At 44.3% G+C, this 22,341-nt stretch carries 14 protein-coding genes; 12 read left to right on the plus strand and 2 right to left on the minus strand.

What is annotated here, in order from left to right; genetic code table 11:
• Nucleotide 1: 1 nt before the first annotated feature.
• Nucleotides 2-1,660: a putative transporter gene (locus tag ACWJAO_RS01615; protein ID WP_264901667.1), complete on the plus strand. Its 1,659-nt coding sequence runs from the start codon at nucleotides 2-4 to the stop codon at nucleotides 1,658-1,660.
• A 68-nt stretch (nucleotides 1,661-1,728) separates the two neighbouring features.
• Here the strand turns inward: ACWJAO_RS01615 and ACWJAO_RS01620 are convergent, their stop codons facing one another.
• Entirely contained in the window at nucleotides 1,729-3,399 is a 1,671-nt protein-coding gene (locus ACWJAO_RS01620; RefSeq protein ID WP_449139034.1) for a pseudouridine synthase, read from the minus strand.
• Nucleotides 3,400-3,560: 161 nt separating this feature from the next.
• Here ACWJAO_RS01620 and ACWJAO_RS01625 point away from each other — a divergent pair, with 161 nt between their 5' ends.
• Nucleotides 3,561-5,624, plus strand: a complete 2,064-nt coding sequence (locus ACWJAO_RS01625) for a tetratricopeptide repeat protein (RefSeq protein WP_449139035.1) — start codon at nucleotides 3,561-3,563, stop codon at nucleotides 5,622-5,624.
• A gap of 33 nt (nucleotides 5,625-5,657) precedes the next feature.
• Complete coding sequence (locus tag ACWJAO_RS01630; protein ID WP_144153595.1) at nucleotides 5,658-6,497, plus strand: LytR/AlgR family response regulator transcription factor; 840 nt, start codon at nucleotides 5,658-5,660, stop codon at nucleotides 6,495-6,497.
• Between the two features lie 63 nt (nucleotides 6,498-6,560).
• Here the strand turns inward: ACWJAO_RS01630 and ACWJAO_RS01635 are convergent, their stop codons facing one another.
• Nucleotides 6,561-8,141: an AAA family ATPase gene (locus ACWJAO_RS01635; protein ID WP_449139036.1), complete on the minus strand. Its 1,581-nt coding sequence runs from the start codon at nucleotides 8,139-8,141 to the stop codon at nucleotides 6,561-6,563.
• Between the two features lie 248 nt (nucleotides 8,142-8,389).
• Here ACWJAO_RS01635 and ACWJAO_RS01640 point away from each other — a divergent pair, with 248 nt between their 5' ends.
• From ACWJAO_RS01640 to ACWJAO_RS01680, 9 genes are all read left to right on the plus strand, one after another.
• Nucleotides 8,390-8,761 carry a hypothetical protein gene (locus ACWJAO_RS01640; RefSeq protein WP_218432684.1) on the plus strand — a complete coding sequence of 124 codons (372 nt, stop codon included), beginning with the start codon at nucleotides 8,390-8,392 and terminating at the stop codon, nucleotides 8,759-8,761.
• Nucleotides 8,762-9,048: 287 nt separating this feature from the next.
• Entirely contained in the window at nucleotides 9,049-10,725 is a 1,677-nt protein-coding gene (locus tag ACWJAO_RS01645; RefSeq protein ID WP_449139037.1) for a DUF6377 domain-containing protein, read from the plus strand.
• Between the two features lie 233 nt (nucleotides 10,726-10,958).
• Entirely contained in the window at nucleotides 10,959-13,313 is a 2,355-nt protein-coding gene (locus tag ACWJAO_RS01650) for a TIM-barrel domain-containing protein (RefSeq protein WP_449139038.1), read from the plus strand.
• Nucleotides 13,314-13,362: 49 nt separating this feature from the next.
• Nucleotides 13,363-13,629 (plus strand): carboxypeptidase-like regulatory domain-containing protein, encoded by a 267-nt coding sequence (locus ACWJAO_RS01655; protein WP_287861998.1) that lies wholly within the window; start codon nucleotides 13,363-13,365, stop codon nucleotides 13,627-13,629.
• Between the two features lie 70 nt (nucleotides 13,630-13,699).
• Nucleotides 13,700-16,792: a SusC/RagA family TonB-linked outer membrane protein gene (locus ACWJAO_RS01660; RefSeq protein WP_449139039.1), complete on the plus strand. Its 3,093-nt coding sequence runs from the start codon at nucleotides 13,700-13,702 to the stop codon at nucleotides 16,790-16,792.
• 29 nt (nucleotides 16,793-16,821) lie between these two features.
• On the plus strand, nucleotides 16,822-18,696 hold the full coding sequence (locus ACWJAO_RS01665) for a RagB/SusD family nutrient uptake outer membrane protein (RefSeq protein ID WP_449139040.1): 1,875 nt from the start codon (nucleotides 16,822-16,824) through the stop codon (nucleotides 18,694-18,696).
• A 33-nt stretch (nucleotides 18,697-18,729) separates the two neighbouring features.
• A complete protein-coding gene (locus ACWJAO_RS01670) occupies nucleotides 18,730-19,806 on the plus strand; it encodes a SusE domain-containing protein (RefSeq protein ID WP_449139041.1) in 1,077 nt (358 codons plus the stop codon).
• Between the two features lie 127 nt (nucleotides 19,807-19,933).
• Nucleotides 19,934-21,331: an alpha-galactosidase gene (locus ACWJAO_RS01675; RefSeq protein WP_449139042.1), complete on the plus strand. Its 1,398-nt coding sequence runs from the start codon at nucleotides 19,934-19,936 to the stop codon at nucleotides 21,329-21,331.
• A gap of 250 nt (nucleotides 21,332-21,581) precedes the next feature.
• Nucleotides 21,582-22,340 carry a FimB/Mfa2 family fimbrial subunit gene (locus ACWJAO_RS01680; RefSeq protein WP_449139070.1) on the plus strand — a complete coding sequence of 253 codons (759 nt, stop codon included), beginning with the start codon at nucleotides 21,582-21,584 and terminating at the stop codon, nucleotides 22,338-22,340.
• The last annotated feature ends 1 nt before the right edge of the window (nucleotide 22,341 follow it).

A 22,341-nucleotide genomic window follows, 5' to 3' on the forward strand; every position in this document is an offset into this window, starting at 1 on the left:
TATGTGGTTTGATAATTTAATCAACGTGCATTCGGCGGTGCAAGGCATCGTCATCCTGTCTTTGATTTGTACTTTGGGTCTTGCTCTCGGCAAGATTCATGTCAAAGGAATCTCCCTTGGCATAGCCTTCGTATTCTTCGTGGGTATTATAGCGGGACATCTAGGGCTCTCTATTGACCAGAACATGCTGGAGTTTGCAGAAAGCTTCGGCCTTACCATGTTTGTGTATGTGCTGGGTCTTTATGTGGGTCCTAACTTCTTCGGTTCGATGCGTCACGAAGGCATTTCGCTCAATCTCTGGAGTCTGGCTGTCATCCTGGTGGGAACCTTGTTCTCGCTCGGCTTGTGCTGGATTTTGCCAATCAGTCTGCCTGATATGATGGGCATCCTGTGTGGCGCCACAACCAATACGCCTGCCCTTGGTGCTGCCCAGCAGGCGTTGCAGCAGTTGGGCTTGCCTAGCGAAGGTGCGGCTCTGGGCTGTGCGGTTACTTATCCGTTGGGTGTTGTGGGCGTTATCCTGGCGATGATGCTCTTGCGCAAACTCTTTGTGAAACCGGAAGATCTGGAGATTCGCAGTAATGATGATGATGACCATACGTCTATCGGACAATACGTAATCGTGAATCCTGCCCTGAACGGCAATACCATAGCAGAGATTACGATGATGACGCATCGCAAGTTCATCATCTCTCGTGTGTGGAGAGGCGAACAGGTGATAGTTCCTCAGGCTGATACGGTTCTTCATACGAATGATAATGTGCTCGTGGTTACCAATAAGGAAGAGGTCTCGGCGATGCAGATTCTCTTTGGAAAGAAGGTGGATAAGGAGTGGAATAATGATAAGGTAGACTGGAATGCGATTGATGCGAAGGTAGAAAGCCGCATTATCGTTGTTACCCGTCCGGGACTGAACGGCAAGCGCCTGGGCAGTCTGCAGATGCGAAATTCCTATGGCGTGAATGTGAGCCGAGTGCTTCGTGGTGATATCCGTCTGCTTGCTACAGATGACCTCCGTCTGCAGTACGGCGACCGACTGACGGTAGTTGGCGACCCTACGAGTATCGACCATGTAGAACAGTTTCTGGGTAATACCGTAAAGACTCTGAACGAGCCGAACCTCGGCGCCATCTTCCTCGGAATCATTCTCGGTCTTGCCGTGGGAACCATTCCTCTGGATATTCCTGGAATGACGGCTTCTGTGCGTCTGGGTATTGCCGGTGGTCCTATCGTAATGGGTATTCTGATTGGTGCGCTGGGGCCTCGTGTGCATTTCATCTCTTACATGACGCGAAGTGCGGGTCTGATGCTGCGAGAACTGGGGCTTGCCCTCTATCTCGGTTGCCTGGGATTGGCGGCTGGTGGACAGTTCTTCGAGACGGTAGTCCGTCCGGAAGGTTTGATGTGGGTAGGCATCGGTTTCCTTATCACGGTTGTGCCTGTGGTTATCGTAGGTCTCATCATCCTGAAGACCAAGAAGTATGACTTCGGCAGTATCTGCGGAATCCTCTGTGGAAGTATGGCGAATCCGATGGCGCTTACTTACGCCAACGAGACGCTGGATGGCGATACGCCAAGTATCAGTTATGCTACGGTTTATCCGCTCGGCATGTTTATCAGAGTGGTGATAGCTCAGGTTATTGTGATGTTCTTTGTCTGATGTTACGATGTTTTCATCTGTTTCTGCGGAATCTGTCATCCGCAGATATGAAGAAAGGCTGGTTTCGGTTAGAAATCAGCCTTTCTTGTTATAGTCATCTTCTTTCCCGTCATCGGGTGCTCAAATGTGATTTCCTCTGCATGAAGATGCAGTCTTGTTGCCGGCTCGTTGCCGTAGAGCGGATCGCCGATGATAGGGGCATTCAGACCTTCCTGATGGGCACAATGCACTCTCAGCTGGTGCGTTCTGCCCGTTTTAGGATAGAGCGCCAGGCGAAGATGGGTATCGTCAATACGCTCTAGAACCTCGTATTCTGTAATGGCTTCCTTGCCCTGTTCGCGGTTTACCATCTGTCGTGGACGGTCTAGGAAATCTGCTATCAGGGGGAGCGAGATGTAACCTCTTCCGCTTTCAGCTTCTTTCAGAATCCGGTTGCACGATTCCTTGTCTTTTCCGCAAACAATGGCTACGTACTTCTTCTGAACCCGATGATTCAGAAACTCCTTCTGCAGGCGATGATAGGCAAACTCGGTCTTGGCAATAATCATCAGTCCGCTTGTTGCCATGTCCAGACGATGGACGATGAGCGGACCGGTAGCTTCCTGATATTTCCTGCGCATCAGAGCGTAGACGGAAGGTTGGGCTGCATCTTTCCCCGGAACCGAGAGTAAACCTTCGGGCTTATAGATGACTGCCAGTTCACGGTCTTCGTAGAGCGTTTCCACCTTATTATATATAGTAGTTTCGGTCTGTTGGGTTTCAAAGACTGTTTTAGGCAGCATCCAATGTAGTATCGGTTTGCATTTTCCGTTGCAGGCAGGATAAAACTGAAGATGATGTCTGATTTCTTCTTTCGGACTCTCTCCCCACCAGAACATCGCCATCTGCAGAGGCTTGTAGCCATGCTGGTAAGCGTATTGCAGGAGTTTCGGCTCGCAGCATTCTCCACTTCCGGCAGGTGGAATCTTAACCGCCTCGTCTTTGAAAATCTCCAGCAGGTCCTTGCTTTCTCCTTCCGCATTCAGCATCTGGAATTTCTCAAACAGCCATTGCTGAAGCGCTTCTGATAGCTCTTTGCGGAGCTGTTTCGCCTTTTTCAAGTCCTTTTCGTAGACTTCGTATTCCGTTTCCAGCGCCGTCTTTTCGTTTACCGATTTCTTCAGTCTCTTCAGTTCAGCCTTCATAAACTGGCTCTCTTTTATCATCGCCTCTTCCTCTTCCTGGCTCAAAGATATTCCTGCAGAAAGAGCTTCCTTGCGCCTTGCATCTCGCTTTTCTTTCGCTTCTTTTATCTTCGTCTGATAGTTGGCGATAAATTCCTGGCGCTTCTGTTGCAATATATCAATCAGACCTTTCGCCCTTTTCAGATATTCATTAGTCTCAAGCTGTCTGATTTGCTGGTTCAATTCTGAAATCTCAGCCTCATGTTTCTTGAAATATCCGTCGGGTTGGAGATAATCGAATACTGCTGGTACAAAATCTTCCCAGTCGCTTCTGCCGCCAATCTGTCCGCTATAAGCTCTCAGATAGCCAATCTTACTGTTGTCGGCTTCTACGATAAGTACGCCGAACATCTTTCCACGGTCTATTTCCTCCCGCCAGTCGTTTCGCTGTGAGAGTTCATCCTGCAACTCTCTGCATGCTTCGATGCAGAGCGGATGAGGTTCGTAGCTGAATGGATTGTTCATCCTTTCAGGTATATTATTTTGTTCTATATTTTTGAATAAATGCAGTTCCATGCTACAAAGATACACATTTAAACGCGTTTTAGTTCATATTTTTGCAAAAACATGAGTTTTTCAGTTATTTTTTTGTTTATTTGGATTTTTTGTTGTACTTTCGCAACTGAAACATAAATTCATTTAAATAGTCTATCATGGTAAGTGTATATAGAAAGATAATGACGATGCAGATTAAGAACGGACTGTGCCTTCTGTGGCTATTCGTTCTGATGCTGCTGTTTGCTGCTTGTTCTCATCGGCAGAAGGGTGATGAGTCGTGGCATAAAGATATTGATGAATTTGTGTCCGGTCACCAATCTCTCATGCAGAGTCATCCTGATTCGATGATCATGCTGATAAGAAATTTCAAATGTGAAGGTAATCCCGATAAAAGCGATCAATGGAAAAAATTATTAATAGCTAAATGTTATTATATGAAGGGGGCTGATGCCCAATGCCAGTCGTTGATAGATTCGGTTAACGCTTATTGCAAACAAACTCCTGACAACAGAATTCTTTCTTATGCTGATAATCTGCAAGGCATACTTTTGCTGGTTTCCGGCAAGAGGAAGGAGGCTTTAATTTATTATGAGAAAGCTTATCATGAAATCATGAACCTTGACAGTTGCGGCAAGGCGATTGATGTATGTATCAATATTGCCGATGCGTCCAGACAGATGGGTAAGCTGGCGGATGCTTCTTCCTGGTATCGCCGTGCCTATTTCCTGGCAGATTCTCTGAATCAGCATGAAGCCCAGAACAGTATTCTCTCAGGACTGGGACAGGTTTATAATGATTTGCAGAATTATCAGCTGGCGCATCATTATTTCCAGAAGGCTGAACGCCTGTATCCGCCAAAGAATCCGAAAGATGTTTATTTCTTTTACAACAGTTGGGGAAATGTGTACAGCAGTCAGGAAAAACCGGCTGAGGCTCTGAAATGCTTCCTGAAGGCTCAAAAGGCTACACGGCAGATGGAACAGCCTCTGGCGACGGCTATTGTTGATGCTAATCTCGGACAGACTTATCTGGAACTCAACCGGTTGGATTCTGCACAGAAATATCTGACTCTTACCACGAAATTCTTCTTTGCCCAGCCCTCAATGCAGAGCGATGTGCAATTCTATGTGGATGGGTTGAATGCATCTCTGGCTCTGAAGCAGGATAGTCTGGCGAAGGCTACTGAGATTTTGAACAAGCCATACGATCTCTCCAAGATGTCGCCTAATTATCTTTACCTTTATCATAAGGGACTGGCGGCTCTTTGTGAACGAAAGGGACAATATGCCAAGGCTCTGCAATATCAGAAACTGATGAATCAGTACGACGATTCGCTCCGTAACGCTACGATGGTTTCGAATGTTCAGGAGAATGAATTGAGATTCAAGCAGGATACGGCCATCGTTCGCCGTGATTTATCCCTTAGCACCACGCAAGCAGAGGTAAGATCCTTTAGAGTCATCCTGCTCCTGATTATCGGCTTGCTGGTAATGAGCGTGTTGGCTCTCATCGCTTTCATCCGTTACAAATGGATGCGCAGCAAGCATCAGCATCATAAGGAGATGAACCGGATGATGGCTCTGAAGATGGAGAATGTGCGCAATCGTTTCTCGCCTCATTTTGTATTTAATGTGCTCAATATCTTCGTATCTAATCTTCCGAAGGGGGTTAATGTCAAACCGCTTCATCTTCTGATACAGGTACTGCGTGCCTACTTGCTTTCTTGCGATAAGATGGCGGTAAGTTTGGAAGAGGAACTGCAGATGGTGACGAGCTATTCTACTCTTCGCCATGAAACCAATCCGTTCCTTCCGATGCCTCAGTTCCATGTTGCCAAGGATGTGGATATGAAGCTCATGCTGCCGTCTATGATTATCCAGATTCCTGTAGAGAATGCTTTGAAATATGCTTTTGTGGAAATGAAAGAGACGGAAGATAAGCCTTTGCTGGATGTAAACATCTGGGTTGAGGACGATATGCTCCGCATAGATGTTACAGACAACGGATGTGGAGTTTCGGGTACCGTTGGCAAGAAAAAGAAAAATTGTGCTGCCAGTACGGGAACCGGATTGAGAATTCTGAACAGTACCATCGAAATGCTTAATGCAAGCAACGAACGCAAGATGTTTTTCAAGATGCAGAGCAACAGAGGAGCATCAGAAGAGGAGGGTGCTACCAGGAATAGAGGAATATGTGTAAGTATCGGAGTTCCATGTAATTACGATTATAATGTCTTTAAGTAAGAAACTTTTCATAAGAATTTAAAAAGAAATAACATGCAAGATAGAATTAAGGTTGTGATTGTGGACGATGAACCACAGAGCATCCACAGGTTGCAGGATGATTTGGCAACTCTGGAAGATTTTGAGGTGATTGCCACATCCTCTTCGGCGGTATCGGCAAAGAATCTGGTGATGAGCATACAGCCCGATGTGCTGTTCATCGATGTTGAAATGCCTGGACAGACGGGTTTTGAGGTGTTGCAATCTCTGAGAGATGAAATTCCGATGGAACTTATCGTAGTATTTTACAGCGCCTTCGATAAGTATATGATTGATGCGCTCAGAGCCTCTGCCTTCGATTTCCTGTTGAAACCTTATCAGCAGGATGAGTTTGAACTGGTGGTAGACCGAATCCGGCAGAAAATGAAAGATGGAGATGATGTGGATGAAGATGCTTCTTCCGTTCCAGAGTTCTCTTCCTGTTCTTCTGAATCAGTCTTGGCTTCTCAGAAGGCTCAGGATTTTTCGGGAATGAATGGGATGCTGGGAACAGCAGCCAAGCGTCTTGCCATTCAGACCATTTCGGGTTTATTGATGTTGAAGCCCGATGATGTGTTCAGTTGCACTTTTGATGAGGCTACTCATCTTTGGCAGTTGAAGTTGTCGAATGGGCAGGTTTATAAATTGAAGAGGCAGGCCACGGCAAAGACCATCCTTTCCATGTCGCCTTCTCTGGCTCAGGTTCGTCAGGATTGCATCATCAATCTCGATTATCTTCTCTGCATCGAGAATTATACGCTCCGCTGCATCTTTTCTCCTCCTTTCGACCATGAGGAAATCACGGTTTCCCGCCGCTGCTATAAGGCGGTAAAGGATCAGTTGGAGATATTGTAGGAATCGGAAAAAAGAAGAGGGTGTGCAAGATATAGTCTTTGCACGCCCTCTTCTTCTATGTTTTTATTCTTCAGTAATTCCCCAATCCAATAGCCCTTTGCCTTCTTCGTCCAGCTCAATGCCGAGGCCTATCACCTTTCGCTTGTCTGCTTGGAAAGGCTCCAGGTATTTGTTATCCAGTATCTGCTGAATGGCAGCCTTTTTACCACCATTATTTTTCAGTTTCAGTTCTATCACGTAGATGTAGCGTGAAGTTTGGGCGATGAGGTCGATCCTTCCTGTTGCAAGCATATGCTCTACCTCCACTTTCAGACCGATGGCATTCAGAATAGTACTGATGATGAGACGGTAGCGCTCTTCCATATCCATCGAGGCAAGTTTCTTGTTGCTGTAAGGCACATCGGCAACCAATGCTTTCAACGTTTTCATGGCATCTGCGATTTGCCCGGTACCCAATTGGCGGAACAGACTGCCTTGCAGACTGATAATATCGCTTTCTGATTTCATGGTCAGGCTTGGCAGTACAACCTCGTAAAGAGCCTGTTTCACTTCTTGGTTTGGAAAACCTAAGAAATAGCCAAATTCATCGCTCGACTTGATGGTAAGGTAACCCGTCTGATAAAGAAAGAGTTCGGCACCACCATTTATTACGTCAGAACTCTCAAGAGTCTTGCGTAAAATCGGACAATTTTCGAAATTCCGTAAGCGCAGTTCCATGTTGTCCACAAACTTAGGTAGCATGGATGTTGCTCCTGATGAAACCCAGAAACAGCTCAAGTCTTGTGCGTCGAGTGCATTAAGGAGACTGAAAGGATTGTAGATGTCCACCATGTTTCTGCGACTGAAATGGTATCCATCGTAGTAATCCTTCAGGTTATCATGAGTTTGCTGCAAGGTCCACTCGTTCACTTCAGCCATTCTTTCCAGTTCCGGCTTGAAGTTCTCCCCGATTTCTTCTTCTGTAATACCGCAGATAGCTGCATATTCAGGAAGGAAACTGATATTGGTCAGGTTGTTGAGAACTGAGAAAAGAGAAATCTGCGTAAACTTGGTGATACCCGTAATGAAGACGAAACGTTGGTACGCATCATCAGCTTTCAGAATGGCAAACACGCTTCTATATACTTCTGTGCAACCCTCATGCTCGGGAGTTTTCCACGAGTGCTGGAGAGGAGAGTCGTACTCATCGATAAGAATGGCAACCTTGAGCCCTGTTTGCTCATAGGCGGTTTTAATGATGAGGTCGAAGCGGTTTCCTAGTGAATCTGTTGGTTTGATATGGATGCCATATAATTGCTCATAAACATCAAAAGTTCGATCCAGGTATGCCTTAACTTCATTTGCTGTCGCTCCCCCTCGGCTCATGTCGAGTCGAATAACCGGGTACTGTTTCCATTCCTTCTCCAACTCCATGATTTTCAGTCCTTCGAAGAGCTCTTTCCTTCCTTCGAAGTAAGCCTGGAGTGTATCAACAAGCACAGACTTACCGAATCGGCGAGGACGGCTCAAGTAATTATACTTTAAACCTTGGTTCGCCAATTTCCAAACCATGTCAGTTTTGTCAACATAGAGGTATCCTTCTTCTCTGATGACATTGAAAGACTGTATGCCTACCGGCAGCTTTCTGAATTTATTGTTTGCCATAATCTTTTCTCCTATTCCTATCTTTAGCCGCAAAGATACGGTTAATTTTTGAATCATGCAAGTTTTTGGCAATTAAAAAGATGTAAATAGATACCTGATAAAAGAATATATTGTACATGCTTCAGAAAAAAGCAATTTTTCTTGGTTTATTCACAGAAAAAACTTACTTTTGCACCATAATAGAGGAGAATTATAATAAAAAGGTGGAATGATTTGCTTATCACCACAACATTTAAACCCCATTAGTTATGATAGAAGATATAAATACATTGACATTCGATAGCTTTATTCAAAAGATAAAGACTATCAAGGTGTATTGCAGTAATGCCTATAAGGAATACAAGGTGGTAAAGGTTAACAAAACCACGTTGGTACTTAGAGATCAGCGCACCAAGACTGATTTTGAAGTGCCGGCTGCCCAAATATTCTGTGCCATGCATGAACTTGGCATTGAAAACTGTACGGTTCCTAAAATGCGCCAATATGTAGGAACGCATGCAGCACCAGCCTCTGCCGCCCTCATATTCTGGGCTTTCGGACGAGGACAGGTTCAGGCAGCATTAAAAAAGTTTGCCGATTTGGCGTTCAGGATAATAAGAGAACAGCAAAAACGGAAATAGGAAATCTGGCGACCTGTATGGTTGAAAGGCTTTCAATTGATACTTGATGGTGAAAAAGAGAAAAAGGGTGCATCATGGACTTATGACACACCCTCTGCTTATAAAAAACATTAAATTATAGTATTGCGGAAATAAGGAAATATTAAATTATGGCAAAGGAAAACTATAGTAAATATGAAATGAATGGGGTACTCAAAGTACTACCATTTAGCCATGTATCACTTCATAAAAGTAATACAAAATGTACCATGTTATTTTTTTATCATTACAAAATAATAAATAATATCGTGATAAAGCATTTATTGTTGACGGTGATAGCTCTGTGCATGGATACTTTTGCCCTTGCCACACCTCCGTATTGCAAAGTGTACACACTTGAGGAACTTGATGTGGTCATCAAGAACAGTAGCGTTTATACTCATAAGTACGAGCAGAGGATTGACGTGTTGAAGCAAAAGCTTCGTAGAGCGAATAATGATGAGGAAAGATTGGCGGTGTCTCGTGACATCTTCGCTAAATACTATCCTTTTAATTTGGATTCTGCATACGTGTATGCGGAACGAAAACTTAGTTTGGCAAAGAAATTGAATGTTTATGAGGACAGTGTCTATTCTGAGTTGGATATTGCGGGTATCTTTACCAAGAGTGGCAACTATTTGGAGGCGAACAGAATACTTTCGGCAACGGATGGCAGTTTGATGTCCAATGATATGCGCCAATACTATTATAGTTTGTATGGCGATCTTTACGAGGGACTTCGTCAAACAGCGATAACCTCTATCCAGCGTGAATACTATGAGCGGAGGCGTTTGCTTTACCGAGATTCGCTCAAGAACTTAAATGTCTTGAATAGCGATTGGGACAAGGCTGGGTTCTTGATAACGAATCAGAAATATACAGATGCGTTGCATATTCTCCTTGCTTCTTATAAAAAGTTGACGGTGGATGACCGAGAGATGGGATATGTGGCTTATTGTATCTCTGATATTTATCGCCAGATAAATGACAAGGATAAGGAAAAGCAGTATCTCATCATTTCAGCCATGTCTGATTTGAAAAATAGTATCAAGGAGTATGTGTCGCTTCGTCGTCTTGCCACCTTATTATATGAGGAGGGTGATGTAACTCGTGCTTACTTGTATATGAGAAAGTCGATGGAGGATGCTACCTTTTGTAATGCGAGACTACGTATTATTGAGGTTTCTGATGCTTTGCCTATTATAGATAATGCGTATGATGCCATGCGCAAGTCCGAGCGAGCACATATCACCTTAGGATTGATTATCGTGAGCTTCCTCTTGATGTTGGTGGGGGCTTTGATGATTTATACTCGTAAGCAGTTGCATCGAATCGCCCATGCTCACCGTGCCTTGGAAGAGTCAAACAAGAGTTTGAATGAGATGAACCAGAAGTTGAATTCTCTCAATACACAATTGACTTCTACCAATGACAAACTGAACGAAGCCAATACGGCTCTGCAAGAGACCAATAGCTCACTCTTCGAGAGTAATAAGATTAAGAATATCTATATCATGGAGTTTATGAACAAGTGTTCGGCTTATATAGATAAGTTGGATGCTTATCGACGTTCACTCAATAAATTGGCTGCCAATGGTGGACTGCAGGAACTCTATAGACGTTTGAAGTCAAGTTCCATCGTGGAGGATGAAATCGAAGAGTTCTTTGAGGACTTCGACCGTATCTTCCTCCGAATCTTTCCAGAGTTTGTTGTGTCCTTCAATGGTTTGATGAAGGAAGACGAGAATATTCAACCCAAGAAGGTCGGCCGACTTAACACAGAGTTACGCATCTATGCCTTGTTGCGTTTGGGTATTGTGGAGAATGAGAAGATTGCTGCTTTCTTGAGATGTTCCAAGCAGACGGTATATTCTTATCGTTCTCGCATCCGTTTACGCTCTCTTTATCCTGAGGATTTTGAAGAAAGAGTAGCTAAAATAGATTAAAAACTCTTTAATATATGCGAAATACCCTTTGGATAGGGTTTGTATTTTTCTCTTGTGCTGAATATCATAAGTCTCTGATATTCAGCACAAGTGTTGTTTGTACATATTTGTATTTTTGGTGTACGGTGTTATAACCTATTTAAAAAAGCCCTATCTTTGCAACCAACAACGCCGACAAGACTGTATTTGGAATTTAAAATAACATAAACTAACAATTAAAGAACAATTTGAACATGAAGAGATTATTATCTTTCGCTTTCATTGCTTGTGCTGCATTTCTTACGGTAACAGCGCAAGGTGTTGTAAGCAACAATCCTGTGGCTGCAACCAATGCTATCGTGAAATGTGGCAATGCTCGTTTCACCGTGCTTACTCCTGAGATGATACGCATTGAGTATAGTGCAAAGGGTACGTTTGAGGATCAAGCAACATTTACGGTTGTCAATCGTAATTTGGATGTTCCTCAATTTACAAAAACTGAAGACGATACCTATTTATATATAACAACATCCAACTTGAAGTTGAAGTATCGCAAGGGTACAGACCCTCGTACAATACCAGCTTCTTCCATGAACCTTACCATTGCAGTCAACGGTGATGGTGTTCAGTCCGCATGGTATCCAGGTAAGCCAGACCCATTGAACCTGAAGGGAACCTGCCGTACTTTGGATGGACTGATGGGCGATAGCAAGCGTTCAGAGATGGAAAACGGTCTTGTGTCACGTTCTGGTTGGGCAGTGATAGACGACTCTTGGAGTTCCTCTCGTGCAGATGGTGGACGTTCATACGCATTGGTGCCAAGTACGGAAGTTGGATATAGTTGGTGGGCTGACCGTGCAGACAATCATGCAATGGACACTTATTTCTTGGGTTATGGTCACAATTACAAGAAGGCAATAGCCGACTTTACAAAGATAGCAGGTGACATACCTTTGCCTCCAGACTATGTGTTTGGATATTGGTATAGCAAGTATGCCTCTTATTCGGCAGATGATTATCGCAATATCATGAAGGACTTGAAGACGAACAAGATTCCTACTGATGTGATGATTCTCGACATGGATTGGCATTGGAATGGTAATGCTTACAGTGGTTCGGAAGGTCGTGGAGGTTGGACTGGTTGGTCTTGGAATACAAACTTGATTCCAAATGCTACCCAATTACTTTCAGAGATGCACAAACAGAACTTTAAGACTGCTCTCAACTTGCATCCTGCCGATGGAATCAATAAGGTGGAGTCTCCATCTTATTTTGCGGCAATGAAGTCCGAATTGGGTGGCAAGTATCTCAATGATGATAAGAACACCATCAACTGGAGTCTTGATTATACAGATTTTACAAAGTCTTTCTTTAAGAATATCATCCGTGACCATGAAAAAGAAGGCGTAGATTTCTGGTGGATAGATTGGCAACAGCATCTTACGAGTCCATATACCAACTCTTTGAGTGAGACATTCTGGTGCAACCATGTGTTCTATAATGAGGCAGCGAAGCGTACCGACCATCGTCCTGTCATCTTCCATCGTTGGGGAGGTTTGGGTAGCCATCGTTATCAGATAGGTTTCTCGGGTGATGCCAATATCAGTTATGACGCTTTGGCATTTGAGCCATACTTCACAGCAACGGCTTCTAATGTTGGTTACGGTTATTGGGGACACGACCTGGGAGGTCACATGTATTCAAGTGAAGAACTTATCAACAATCCTAACCTCGTGTTACGCTGGATTCAGTTTGGCGTGTTTACCCCAATCTTCCGTACTCATGCCACAAGTGATGCCCGCATCGAACGTAGAATCTGGAAGTTCTCTAATTTCCCTACCATATTGGAGGCAGTGCGTTTGCGTTATACTTTGTTCCCATACATCTATACGATGGCTCGCAAGACATACGAAACAGGTATTTCTCTTTGCCGTCCACTCTATTATGAGTATCCAGAGGTAGAGGAGGCTTACACATACGATGGAGAGTATTTCTTTGGTGATGACATCTTGGTGGCTCCTATCACGGCACAAGCAGGGAGTGACAGAAAGACCAATAAGGAAATCTGGTTCCCTGAAGGTAAATGGTGGAGTGCATCTACTCATGAGATGATAGAAGGCCCATGCAAGCGCACAATGACATTTACAGAAGAACAGATACCTTATTTCTTCCGTGAAGGTTCGGTCATTCCTTTCAATCCATCTACAGTGATGAATGTTACGGAACGTCCTGATAACTTGGTGCTTCATGTGGTGGCTGGTGCCAATGGTGAAGGTTCTCTTTATGAGGATGATGGTGACAATGCTGATTATGCTACCGATTATGCCAAGACTTCCTTGAAGCAAGTTTGTGATGGCAACAGAGGTGAATACATCATCTCGGAACGTCAAGGTTCAGTAAGCAAAGCTCCTCAGAACCGTTCTTATGTGATGCACATCTATAATACTTCTGCTCCTATCTCAGCCCAAGTGGATGGTGTGAGTGCAACTTTCAGCTATGATGAGGCTACTCATTGCACTACGGTGGAAGTACCTTCGGGAAGTTGTTCGCTGGAACGAAAAGTCGTCGTGGAGTATAGTCCTGCGACTGCAATAGATAAGATAGATTAATTAAGGTTACTTACCGAAAAGTATATACATTAACTTAAAAGTAAAGCAAATGAAAACATTCCTAAAAAAGACAACCGCACTGTTATGCTTGTGCATGCTGATGCCTCTTACGCTTTTGGCACAGGAAATGCTGAAAGTGCAGGGTACTGTCACTGATGCTTCTGGTGAGCCTCTGATAGGTGTAAATGTAAGGACATCTTCTTCCAAGGCAGGTGCAGTTACAGACATGGATGGTAACTATACCATCGAGGTTTCTCCTAAGGCTACCTTAGTATTCTCATACGTGGGTTTTGAGTCTCTCTTACCGAGGCGGTAAAGGGACGCAAGAAAATCAATGTTATCATGAAAGAAGATGCAAATATTAATATCTAAAAATATTTATTAACATGAATGTAAGGCAGACGTTTTTATGCTCGTTATTGCTGATGCCTGGTGTAGGTGCTGGCGTTACTACCATATCTGCTGCATTGCCTAATGTTGCTCAGCAGCAACAAAAAGGCATTAAGGCAAGTGGTACTGTTGTCGATAATGAGAACAATCCTTTGATAGGTGCCACAGTCACTGTCAAGGGAACCAAGATTATTGCTATTACCGATATGGATGGACACTTCTATATCGATGTACCTGACAAGAACAGTGTCTTGGTTTTTAACTATCTCGGTTTTAAGCCTCAAGAGGTAAAGGTTGGATCTGATATTAACTTTAATATCCAGTTGAAAGAAGATGCGGTAAGTGCCGATGAGGTTGTTGTCGTAGGTTATGGTAACCAGAAAAAGCTTTCGGTCATTGGCTCTATTCAGACACTTGACCCGGGAAATCTCCAGATGGGTTCTTCTCGTTCAATGAGTAACAACTTAGCTGGTCAATTGGCAGGTGTTATCGCATATCAGCCTTCTGGTGAACCGGGTTATGACAACTCGCAGTTCTGGATTCGTGGTATTTCAACTTTTGGTGCAGGCGGTAGTTCTCCATTAGTATTGGTAGATGGTGTAGAGCGTAGCTTGAACGATATTGATCCAGCAGAAATTGAGTCATTCTCTGTATTGAAGGATGCTTCTGCAAGTGCCATGTATGGTGTACGTGGTGCCAATGGTGTCATTATCATCAATACCAAGCGTGGCTCTGTAGCTAAGCCTTCTATTGACTTCAGATTTGAGCAGGCTATTACGAAACCGACCAAATTGCCCGAATTCATCGGCGCAGCTGAATATATGACGTTACTTAACAATTTGTGTTCTGATCCAAGTAAGAGAATGTTTACCAAGGATCAGATCATGAAAACATATACAGGTTACGATAAAGATCTTTATCCAGATGTAGACTGGATAGATGCAATCACTAAGGATTATGCCACTTCTACCCGAGGTAACATGACTGTCTCTGGCGGAACTAATATATTAAGGTATTCATTGACAGCTTCTGTCTATCATGAGACTGGCATTATGGATACTGATGATACTTTGCCTTATGATACCGGGTCAAAACTGACACGCTTTAATATGCGTGCCAATGTTGATCTCGATTTGACTAAAACCACCTTGCTTCGTTTTAATGTGGGTGGATATCTGCAGAACTTGCGCAAGTCGAATAGTAGTACCGACAATGTGTTTACTCATGCATTCGAAACCCCACCATTTGTGCATCCTGCCATTTATTCAGATGGTACTATCCCTAAAGCCAGTACCAATCGTGCCAATCCTTGGGCAGAGAGTACACAGCAGGGCTATTATAGAGGAACACGAAGTAAGTTGGAATCTCTCTTCCAATTGGAACAAAACCTGAAAATGATTACACCTGGTTTGAAGTTCAAGGCAACTTTTGCATTTGATACCTATAACGAGAACTTTGTAACTCGTGGAAAGACCCCAACCTATTATGGTGTGGCTAAGTCGCGTGGTGATGAGGGTGAGTTGATTCATGGTGTACTTTCCTATGGTAGCGAGTTCTTAGACCATAGCTCCAATGCAAACTATGGTAATAACAGTACTTACTTAGAGTTCTCCTTAGGCTATAATCATACTTTTGCCAAGAAGCATGCCGTAGATGCCCTCTTCCTTTATAACCAGCGTTCTTACGATTGGGGTGATATTCAGCCTAAGCGTTCACAAGGTATAGCCGGTCGTCTTTCTTATACATTCGACCGTCGTTATGTGGGTGAGTTCAACTTCGGTTACAATGGTAGTGAGAATTTTGCCAAAGGCCATCGCTTCGGTTTCTTCCCATCTCTTGCCTTAGGTTGGATTATTTCTGAGGAAAAGTTTATGAGAAACTGTGCTGATTGGCTGACTCTTTTGAAGTTGAAAGGTTCTATAGGTAAGGTCGGTAATGATGATATCGGAGGTCGCCGTTTCGCTTATCTTACCACTATTAACACTGGAGCTTCTGGCTATAATTTTGGTTATTCTGGTGATTATTGGCGTGGAGGATATTCTGAGGGCGAGGTAGGTGTTAACAATTTGACATGGGAAACCTCTACAAAGACCAATGTTGGTATAGAGTTGGGACTTTGGAATGAGTTTAACCTCCAGTTTGATTACTTCTATGAGCACCGTACCAACATATTCATGCAGCGTAAGACTATTCCTACACAGGCAGGTTTCTTGAGTAACCCCTATGCCAACTATGGCGTCGTAGACAACAGTGGTGTGGATGGTACTGTTACTTGGAATCACAAGTTTGGCAAGGATTTGCGTGTAGCTCTAAGAGCAAATTTCACCTATGCTAAGAATGAAGTCAAGGAGTATGATGAACCAGAGTCAGTAAAGGGTACTTATCGTTCATTGACCGGTCGTTCTATCGGTACACTGTGGGGACTTCAGGCAGAACGTCTCTATACAGACGATGATTTCGAAAATGGTAAGTTGAAGGCAGGTATTCCTACTCCAAATATAGGCTCTGTAGTTCGACCTGGTGATATCAAATATCGCGATATGAACGATGATGGTGTTGTCGATGCCAAGGATGAGGGATATATAGGTGGAACAACGACCCCAAGAATTGTTTATGGTTTTGGTGGTAATGTTGAATACAAGAACTTTGACTTTAGTTTCTTCTTCCAGGGTACAGGACAGAGCTATCGTATCATAGGAGGCACTCAGTACTTTATTCCAGGAAGTGGCCAAGGAGTTATGGGAAATGTTTATGCAAACTATAAGGATTGCTGGACTGAGGAAAATCCGTCACAAGATGTGTTCTGGCCACGTTTGTCGGAAAGCACCAATCCCAATAACAATTATGCCTCAACATGGTGGAAGAAAGACATGAGTTTCTTGCGACTTAAGTCAATAGAACTGGGTTACACTTTGCCAAGAAGCATTACTAAGGCAATTTATTCCAACAATATCCGCTTCTTTGTTAGTGGTAATAACTTGTTCTATATTTCTAAGTTCAAATTGTGGGATCCTGAGCTTGATACAGCAGATGGCCTAAAATATCCATCCATGCGCTCTGTAATGTTTGGGTTCCAGTTGAATTTTTGATTAGTAATAAATAATAAAAGACAAAAACAATGAGAAAGACATTATATATTGTGACAATGGTATTAGGCATGTTCGGATTCTCGTCTTGTTCTGATTACTTGGACAAGGAGAGTGACACCGAACTTGACCTGAAGATGGTCTTTGATGACAAGACCCGTACCGAGGGCTGGCTTGCCAATGTCTATTCTGGAATTCCTGATCCATATCTTGGCTATTTGAAGTATGCGGGTTGGGAGGTTTTAGGTGACGACATGACACCGTCAGAGCGTTATCGCCAGTTCGATTGGAAAGTCATTCCTTTTATCTTGGGTGAGTGGACTACCAACAGCAGCTGGGATGGCAACTTCTGGGCCAATTTTCCACAGCGTATTCGTGAGGCAAACATCTTTATCCAAAATGTACATGCTTTGAACGAACAGGGCATAACCTCAGCTGAGGTGGAGTACATGAAAGCTGAATGTCGCTTCATGAAGGCATATTACTATGCTCTGCTTGCCAATACATACGGTGGTATTCCTTTTGCACCTGACGAAATCACACCATCCAACTTCAACTTGAGTGATCTGATGATTGGTCAGACCCCTTATGACCAAGTAATTGATTGGTGTGATAAGGAGTTGCAGGCCGCTTCTAAGATATTACCTGCCAAATATACAGAGGCTCGCAAGTATGGTCGTGCTACCAGTATCATGTGTCTGGCTGTAAGGGCGCGTATGTTGCTCTATGCTGCAAGCCCATTGGTTAATGGTAATACTGACTATGCCAACTACAAGAACGACAAGGGAGAAAACATCATAAGCCAGACTTACGATGCCAATAAATGGAGAAAGGCTGCCGATGCCTGCAAGGAGTTGATTACAGAGGCAGAGGCTGCTGGATATAAATTGTATGAGGTGAAAAAGTCTGACGGCAAGATTGACCCATTTATGTCATACCAGGATATGATGTTTAAACGTTTTGATGATGGTAATACCGAAATTCTGTTTGCTCGTCCTGGTGGATGTGATTATGTTGAGTATGAGAAGCTTGCAACGCCTTTGCGTAGCAGCGGTAATGGTGGTATGGGTGTAACACAGTCTTTGGTGGATGCGTTCTCAATGGAGAATGGTCTTCCTATTACCGATCCTGCATCTAATTATAAAGAAGAAGGTTTCTCTGATGCCGACGAACAGCGCGACAATACCGATTGGGCCTCTCTTTGTAATGGAGGATCCATCACTCGCAAGGGTACTTACAATATGTATTGCCATCGTGAACCTCGTTTTTATATTTGCGTAAACTTCAACAATGGTTATTTCAATCAGGAAGATCGTGTTTATAATATGTTCAGAGGTGATGGAACAGAGACCGACAATAACGGAACTCATGATGCTCCTCAGAACGGTTATTTCGCAAAAAAGAAAATTTACTATAAGGATAATGTAAAACAAGGTAGTTATCAGTATCGCCCTGGAATACTTTACCGTTTGGGAGAGGCTTACCTTAACTATGCCGAGGCTCTCAATGAGTGTGATCCGGGCAATGAGGAAATCCTGACATACCTCAATAAGATTCGTGAGCGTGCAGGTGTTCGCCAGTATACCACAGGTAATACAGATGACAACTACATACATGTCAATCTCGATAATCAGTCTGAGATGAGAAATCTGATTCATGCAGAGCGTCGCGTAGAACTTAATTGTGAGGGACTGCGCTATGATGATTTACGACGCTGGAAGGAAGCTGAGAAGGTGCTTACTGGTCCTTTCTATGGAATGAACGCCAATGGACGTGATGCTGCAAGTTTTTATAAGCGTACAGAATATCAGACTCGTGTTTACAAAAAGGCATTCTATTGGTTCCCTATTCATCAAAGTGAGATAGACAAAAATACCAAGTTGAAGCAGGCTCCATATTGGAATTAAACATAACAAACCATTATTTAGAAGATATTTATCATGAAGAAATTCATTTTATTCATACTTGTCGCCATTCCTGTGTTTTTGGCAAGCTGTAGTGGTGATGATATTCGGTTCTCCATTCCTGGAGTGGACGATCAGATGCACCTTGCTGCTTCTGAGGAATCGGTGACCCTGGAGCAGGATAAGGGTGAAGAGACTGCTGTTACCTTTACATGGGGCAAAGCTCAAGACCGTGGTGAGGGTACTAAAATAAATTATTATTTCAAGATGGATCTCGAGGGTAGCAACTTTGAGAACTCCATCAGTAAAATTTATATTCCCGAGGGACAGAATTCCGTTAGTTTCACTCATAAGCAGCTCAATTCATATTTGAAGACGTGGGGTGTTCCTACTGGTACAACTGCTGTTGTTGAAGGAGAGATTATCGCAGAAGTAACTGGTGCAGACCATTACATGAAACCTGAGATATCTAAAACAACGGTCAATGTGACAGGTTATGAGATTCAACCGCGTAATCTTTACATATTCAAGGCTGATGCCACAGGAGGTGAGGGTGTTTTAATGGAAGAGGTTCTTTCAGAAACAAAGTACAGTTATGCTGGTGCATTGTTGGCTGGTGATTACAAGATTGCAGTAGATGCTGCGAGCGATGCTGTTCGAACTTTCCATGTGGAAAAAGACGGTTTCTGTGTTGTAAATGCTGATCTTTCAACTAGCGAGCAACCTTCAATTACTTATCCTGAACCAGAGATAAACAAACTTTATATGGTTGGTTCTGCTTGTCCGGCAGGATGGAATATTGGTGGCTCATTGAAAATGACACAAGATCCTGTCAATAAGTTCCTGTTTACATGGATCGGTCAGCTTTCTGCAGGTGAGTTGAAATTCCCATTGGATACCCCAAGTGATTGGAGCTGCGATTTTATTATGGCTGCTTCCGAGAACCAGTCTATTACTGACTCACGAGCTGTCAAGAGAAACAGTCCTGATACCAAGTGGCAGGTTCTTTCTGGCGAAGCGGGTAAATATAAGGTTACAGTTGATACATATCACATGACTGTTACCTTTAAAAAGCAGAAAGAAGCAGAGGTACCTTCAGATCTCCCTATCTAGAAACTACAAGATTAGCATCAATGTCATTGACATGAAGGTTAAGTTTAAAAAAAAATAATAATAAGTTGAATCATATATGAAAAAGATAGTTTTATCAATTGTCGCAGTAATGTTATCTCTTATGACAATGGGATGTAGCGATTACTCGATAAATGGAGGTAGCTTCAATACAGGTTGGACTCCAGAAGATATCCCAGACGACCCCGTTGCGCCGGAGACACCCACAGGCGTGACAAAGAAGGCTCCGCTCTACTGGTCGGTGTACGAATATGGCAGAAAGGCCGAGATAGCCGGAACCAACTGCAACATGCCGCTTGAAACGTGGCAGAAGAATATCGACTGGGTGGCAGACAACCTCTTGCCATACGGTTATAATATGATATGCACCGACGGATTTATGACTATGTCGGGCAGCGACAACGTCGGACATACCTATATGACCAGTTATGCCAACATACCGCTAACCCAGCTCGTGGAGATGTGCAAGGCAAAGGGCTTGCGTCTGGGCATATACGACAACCCCTTGTGGGTACACGGCTCGCTCGACACGCCGATAGAAGGCACCAAGTACAAAGTGCGCAGCCTTCTGTACGACCCCTCGAAGGACCACGTCAAGAACCCCAACGCCAGCGACGTCTTTACATGGATTGTGCCGAGCCACAGAGGAGCCAAGGAGTATATCGACGGATTCTTCAAGTATTATAAAAGTATAGGAGTCGAATTTATCCGTATGGACTTTATGTGCACCTTTGAGGACGGTATATTCCACGGCGGCGGCGAAGTAGTCGGACGTGGCTATGGCTCAGCCGAATACAAGCTCGCCCTGCAATACATCAAGGAGGCAGCCACAAAGTATGGTGTCTTTACATCCATTGTGATGCCTAACATGAAGAACCACGGCGAGAATGAGACTCAGTACTGCGACATGGCCCGTATCGTGGCCGACACGTTCGAGGGAGGCTGGGACCACTGCTCCAACCGCGTTCGTGGCTATATCCAGCTCGACCAGTGGCCGTCTACCAACAACCAGTTTGAGGGCTTTATCTATTGGTCGGACATCACAGGCAAGGGCAAGATTATAGCCGACGGCGACTTTACGCTTATCCACTCGTTCGACACCGACGACGAGTGTCGCACCTCGATATCGCTGCAGTTGATGGCTGGCGGACCAATAGCCGTAGCCGACCAGTACAACACCGTTGGCGACCGCGTCAAGTTCTATCAGAACAAGGAGATGCTTGCGCTTAATGCCGACGGCTTTATAGGCAAGCCGCTGACAACCGACTATAACGACGGCAACTCGCAGATATGGTGGGGAACGATGTCTAACGGCGATGTGGTTGTGGCTCTGTTCAACCGCGAGGACCGCACTATATCACGTGGTGTAGAATTGTCGCAGCTTGGCATCAGCGGCACAATGAAGTGTCGCGACCTCTGGACACACACCGATGAGGGCGAGGTGTCGAAGGTCAGCGCGTCGCTTCCGGCACACGGATGCAAGGTGGTAAGGCTCAGCAAGCAGTAGAGTAGAGATAAAGCAGTTTGTGCTCAACACCTACTGCAAGGACGGCATACCCTATTACACCTTATCTTATAAGGGTAGGGTAGTGCCAAGGCTTATAAACAGAAAGTAGAACAAATAAAAAATATACTACAAGGATATGAACCATAATTTTAAAATCTTAGCATTAGGCTCCGTGCTCTGCACCACGCTCCTAAGCATGGCATCATGCGGCGACGAACTGCCCGACCCGATAATGCTGCCACGCACATTGGTGGACATACACACCGACTGGAGCGGCATAGATGCACAGCAACGGCCACAGCAGTACGTGCTCTCTGTCAACGGCGACAACTACAACGTAGCGTCGGACACATATCAGATGGAGCTTAAGTCGAACCGCGACTATACGGTCCTGGCATACGTTCCGGTGTTGGGGGTTGACGTGAACGATAGCATAGCCACGGTTGAGGCAGCCTCGCAAAGCACAGGCAATGCCGAAGCAATAAGCGGAACACCCTCCACCTTCTACTGTGCAGCGCAGACAATAACATCCCTAACGGGCGACAAGACAAGTCTGACGCTGCCCATGAAGCAGGCAACACGACAACTCAATGTGTCGCTTAAGGCCAAAGTTACGTCTACCGACGGCAGCGCAGTGGTGCAGGGAGGCTACGCCATCCTTTCCAATGCAATGGCAACATACAATATGTGCACATCCATTCCGTCTACTGCGGTTGAGGCTGTGTCCGACTTCATTGTCAATGCCACAACAGGAACAATAACGGCACCCTTCAATGTCTTTGCGCTCGACCTCAGCAAGGATGTAACCGTGCAGTTTGTGCTGTTCCTATCGGACGGTACACAGCAGCGTCTTGAGACGTCGATAGGCAAATATGTAGCCAACTTCAACGACGGCTCTCACGATACCATTAACGTTGGAGGCAAGGTAAGTGTGGACGGATTGGACTCATCTGTAACCAACTGGACCATTGTTGACATGGGCGTTATCACTCCTTACGCACGCCAATAAG

The organism is Segatella sp., from assembly GCF_977051555.1.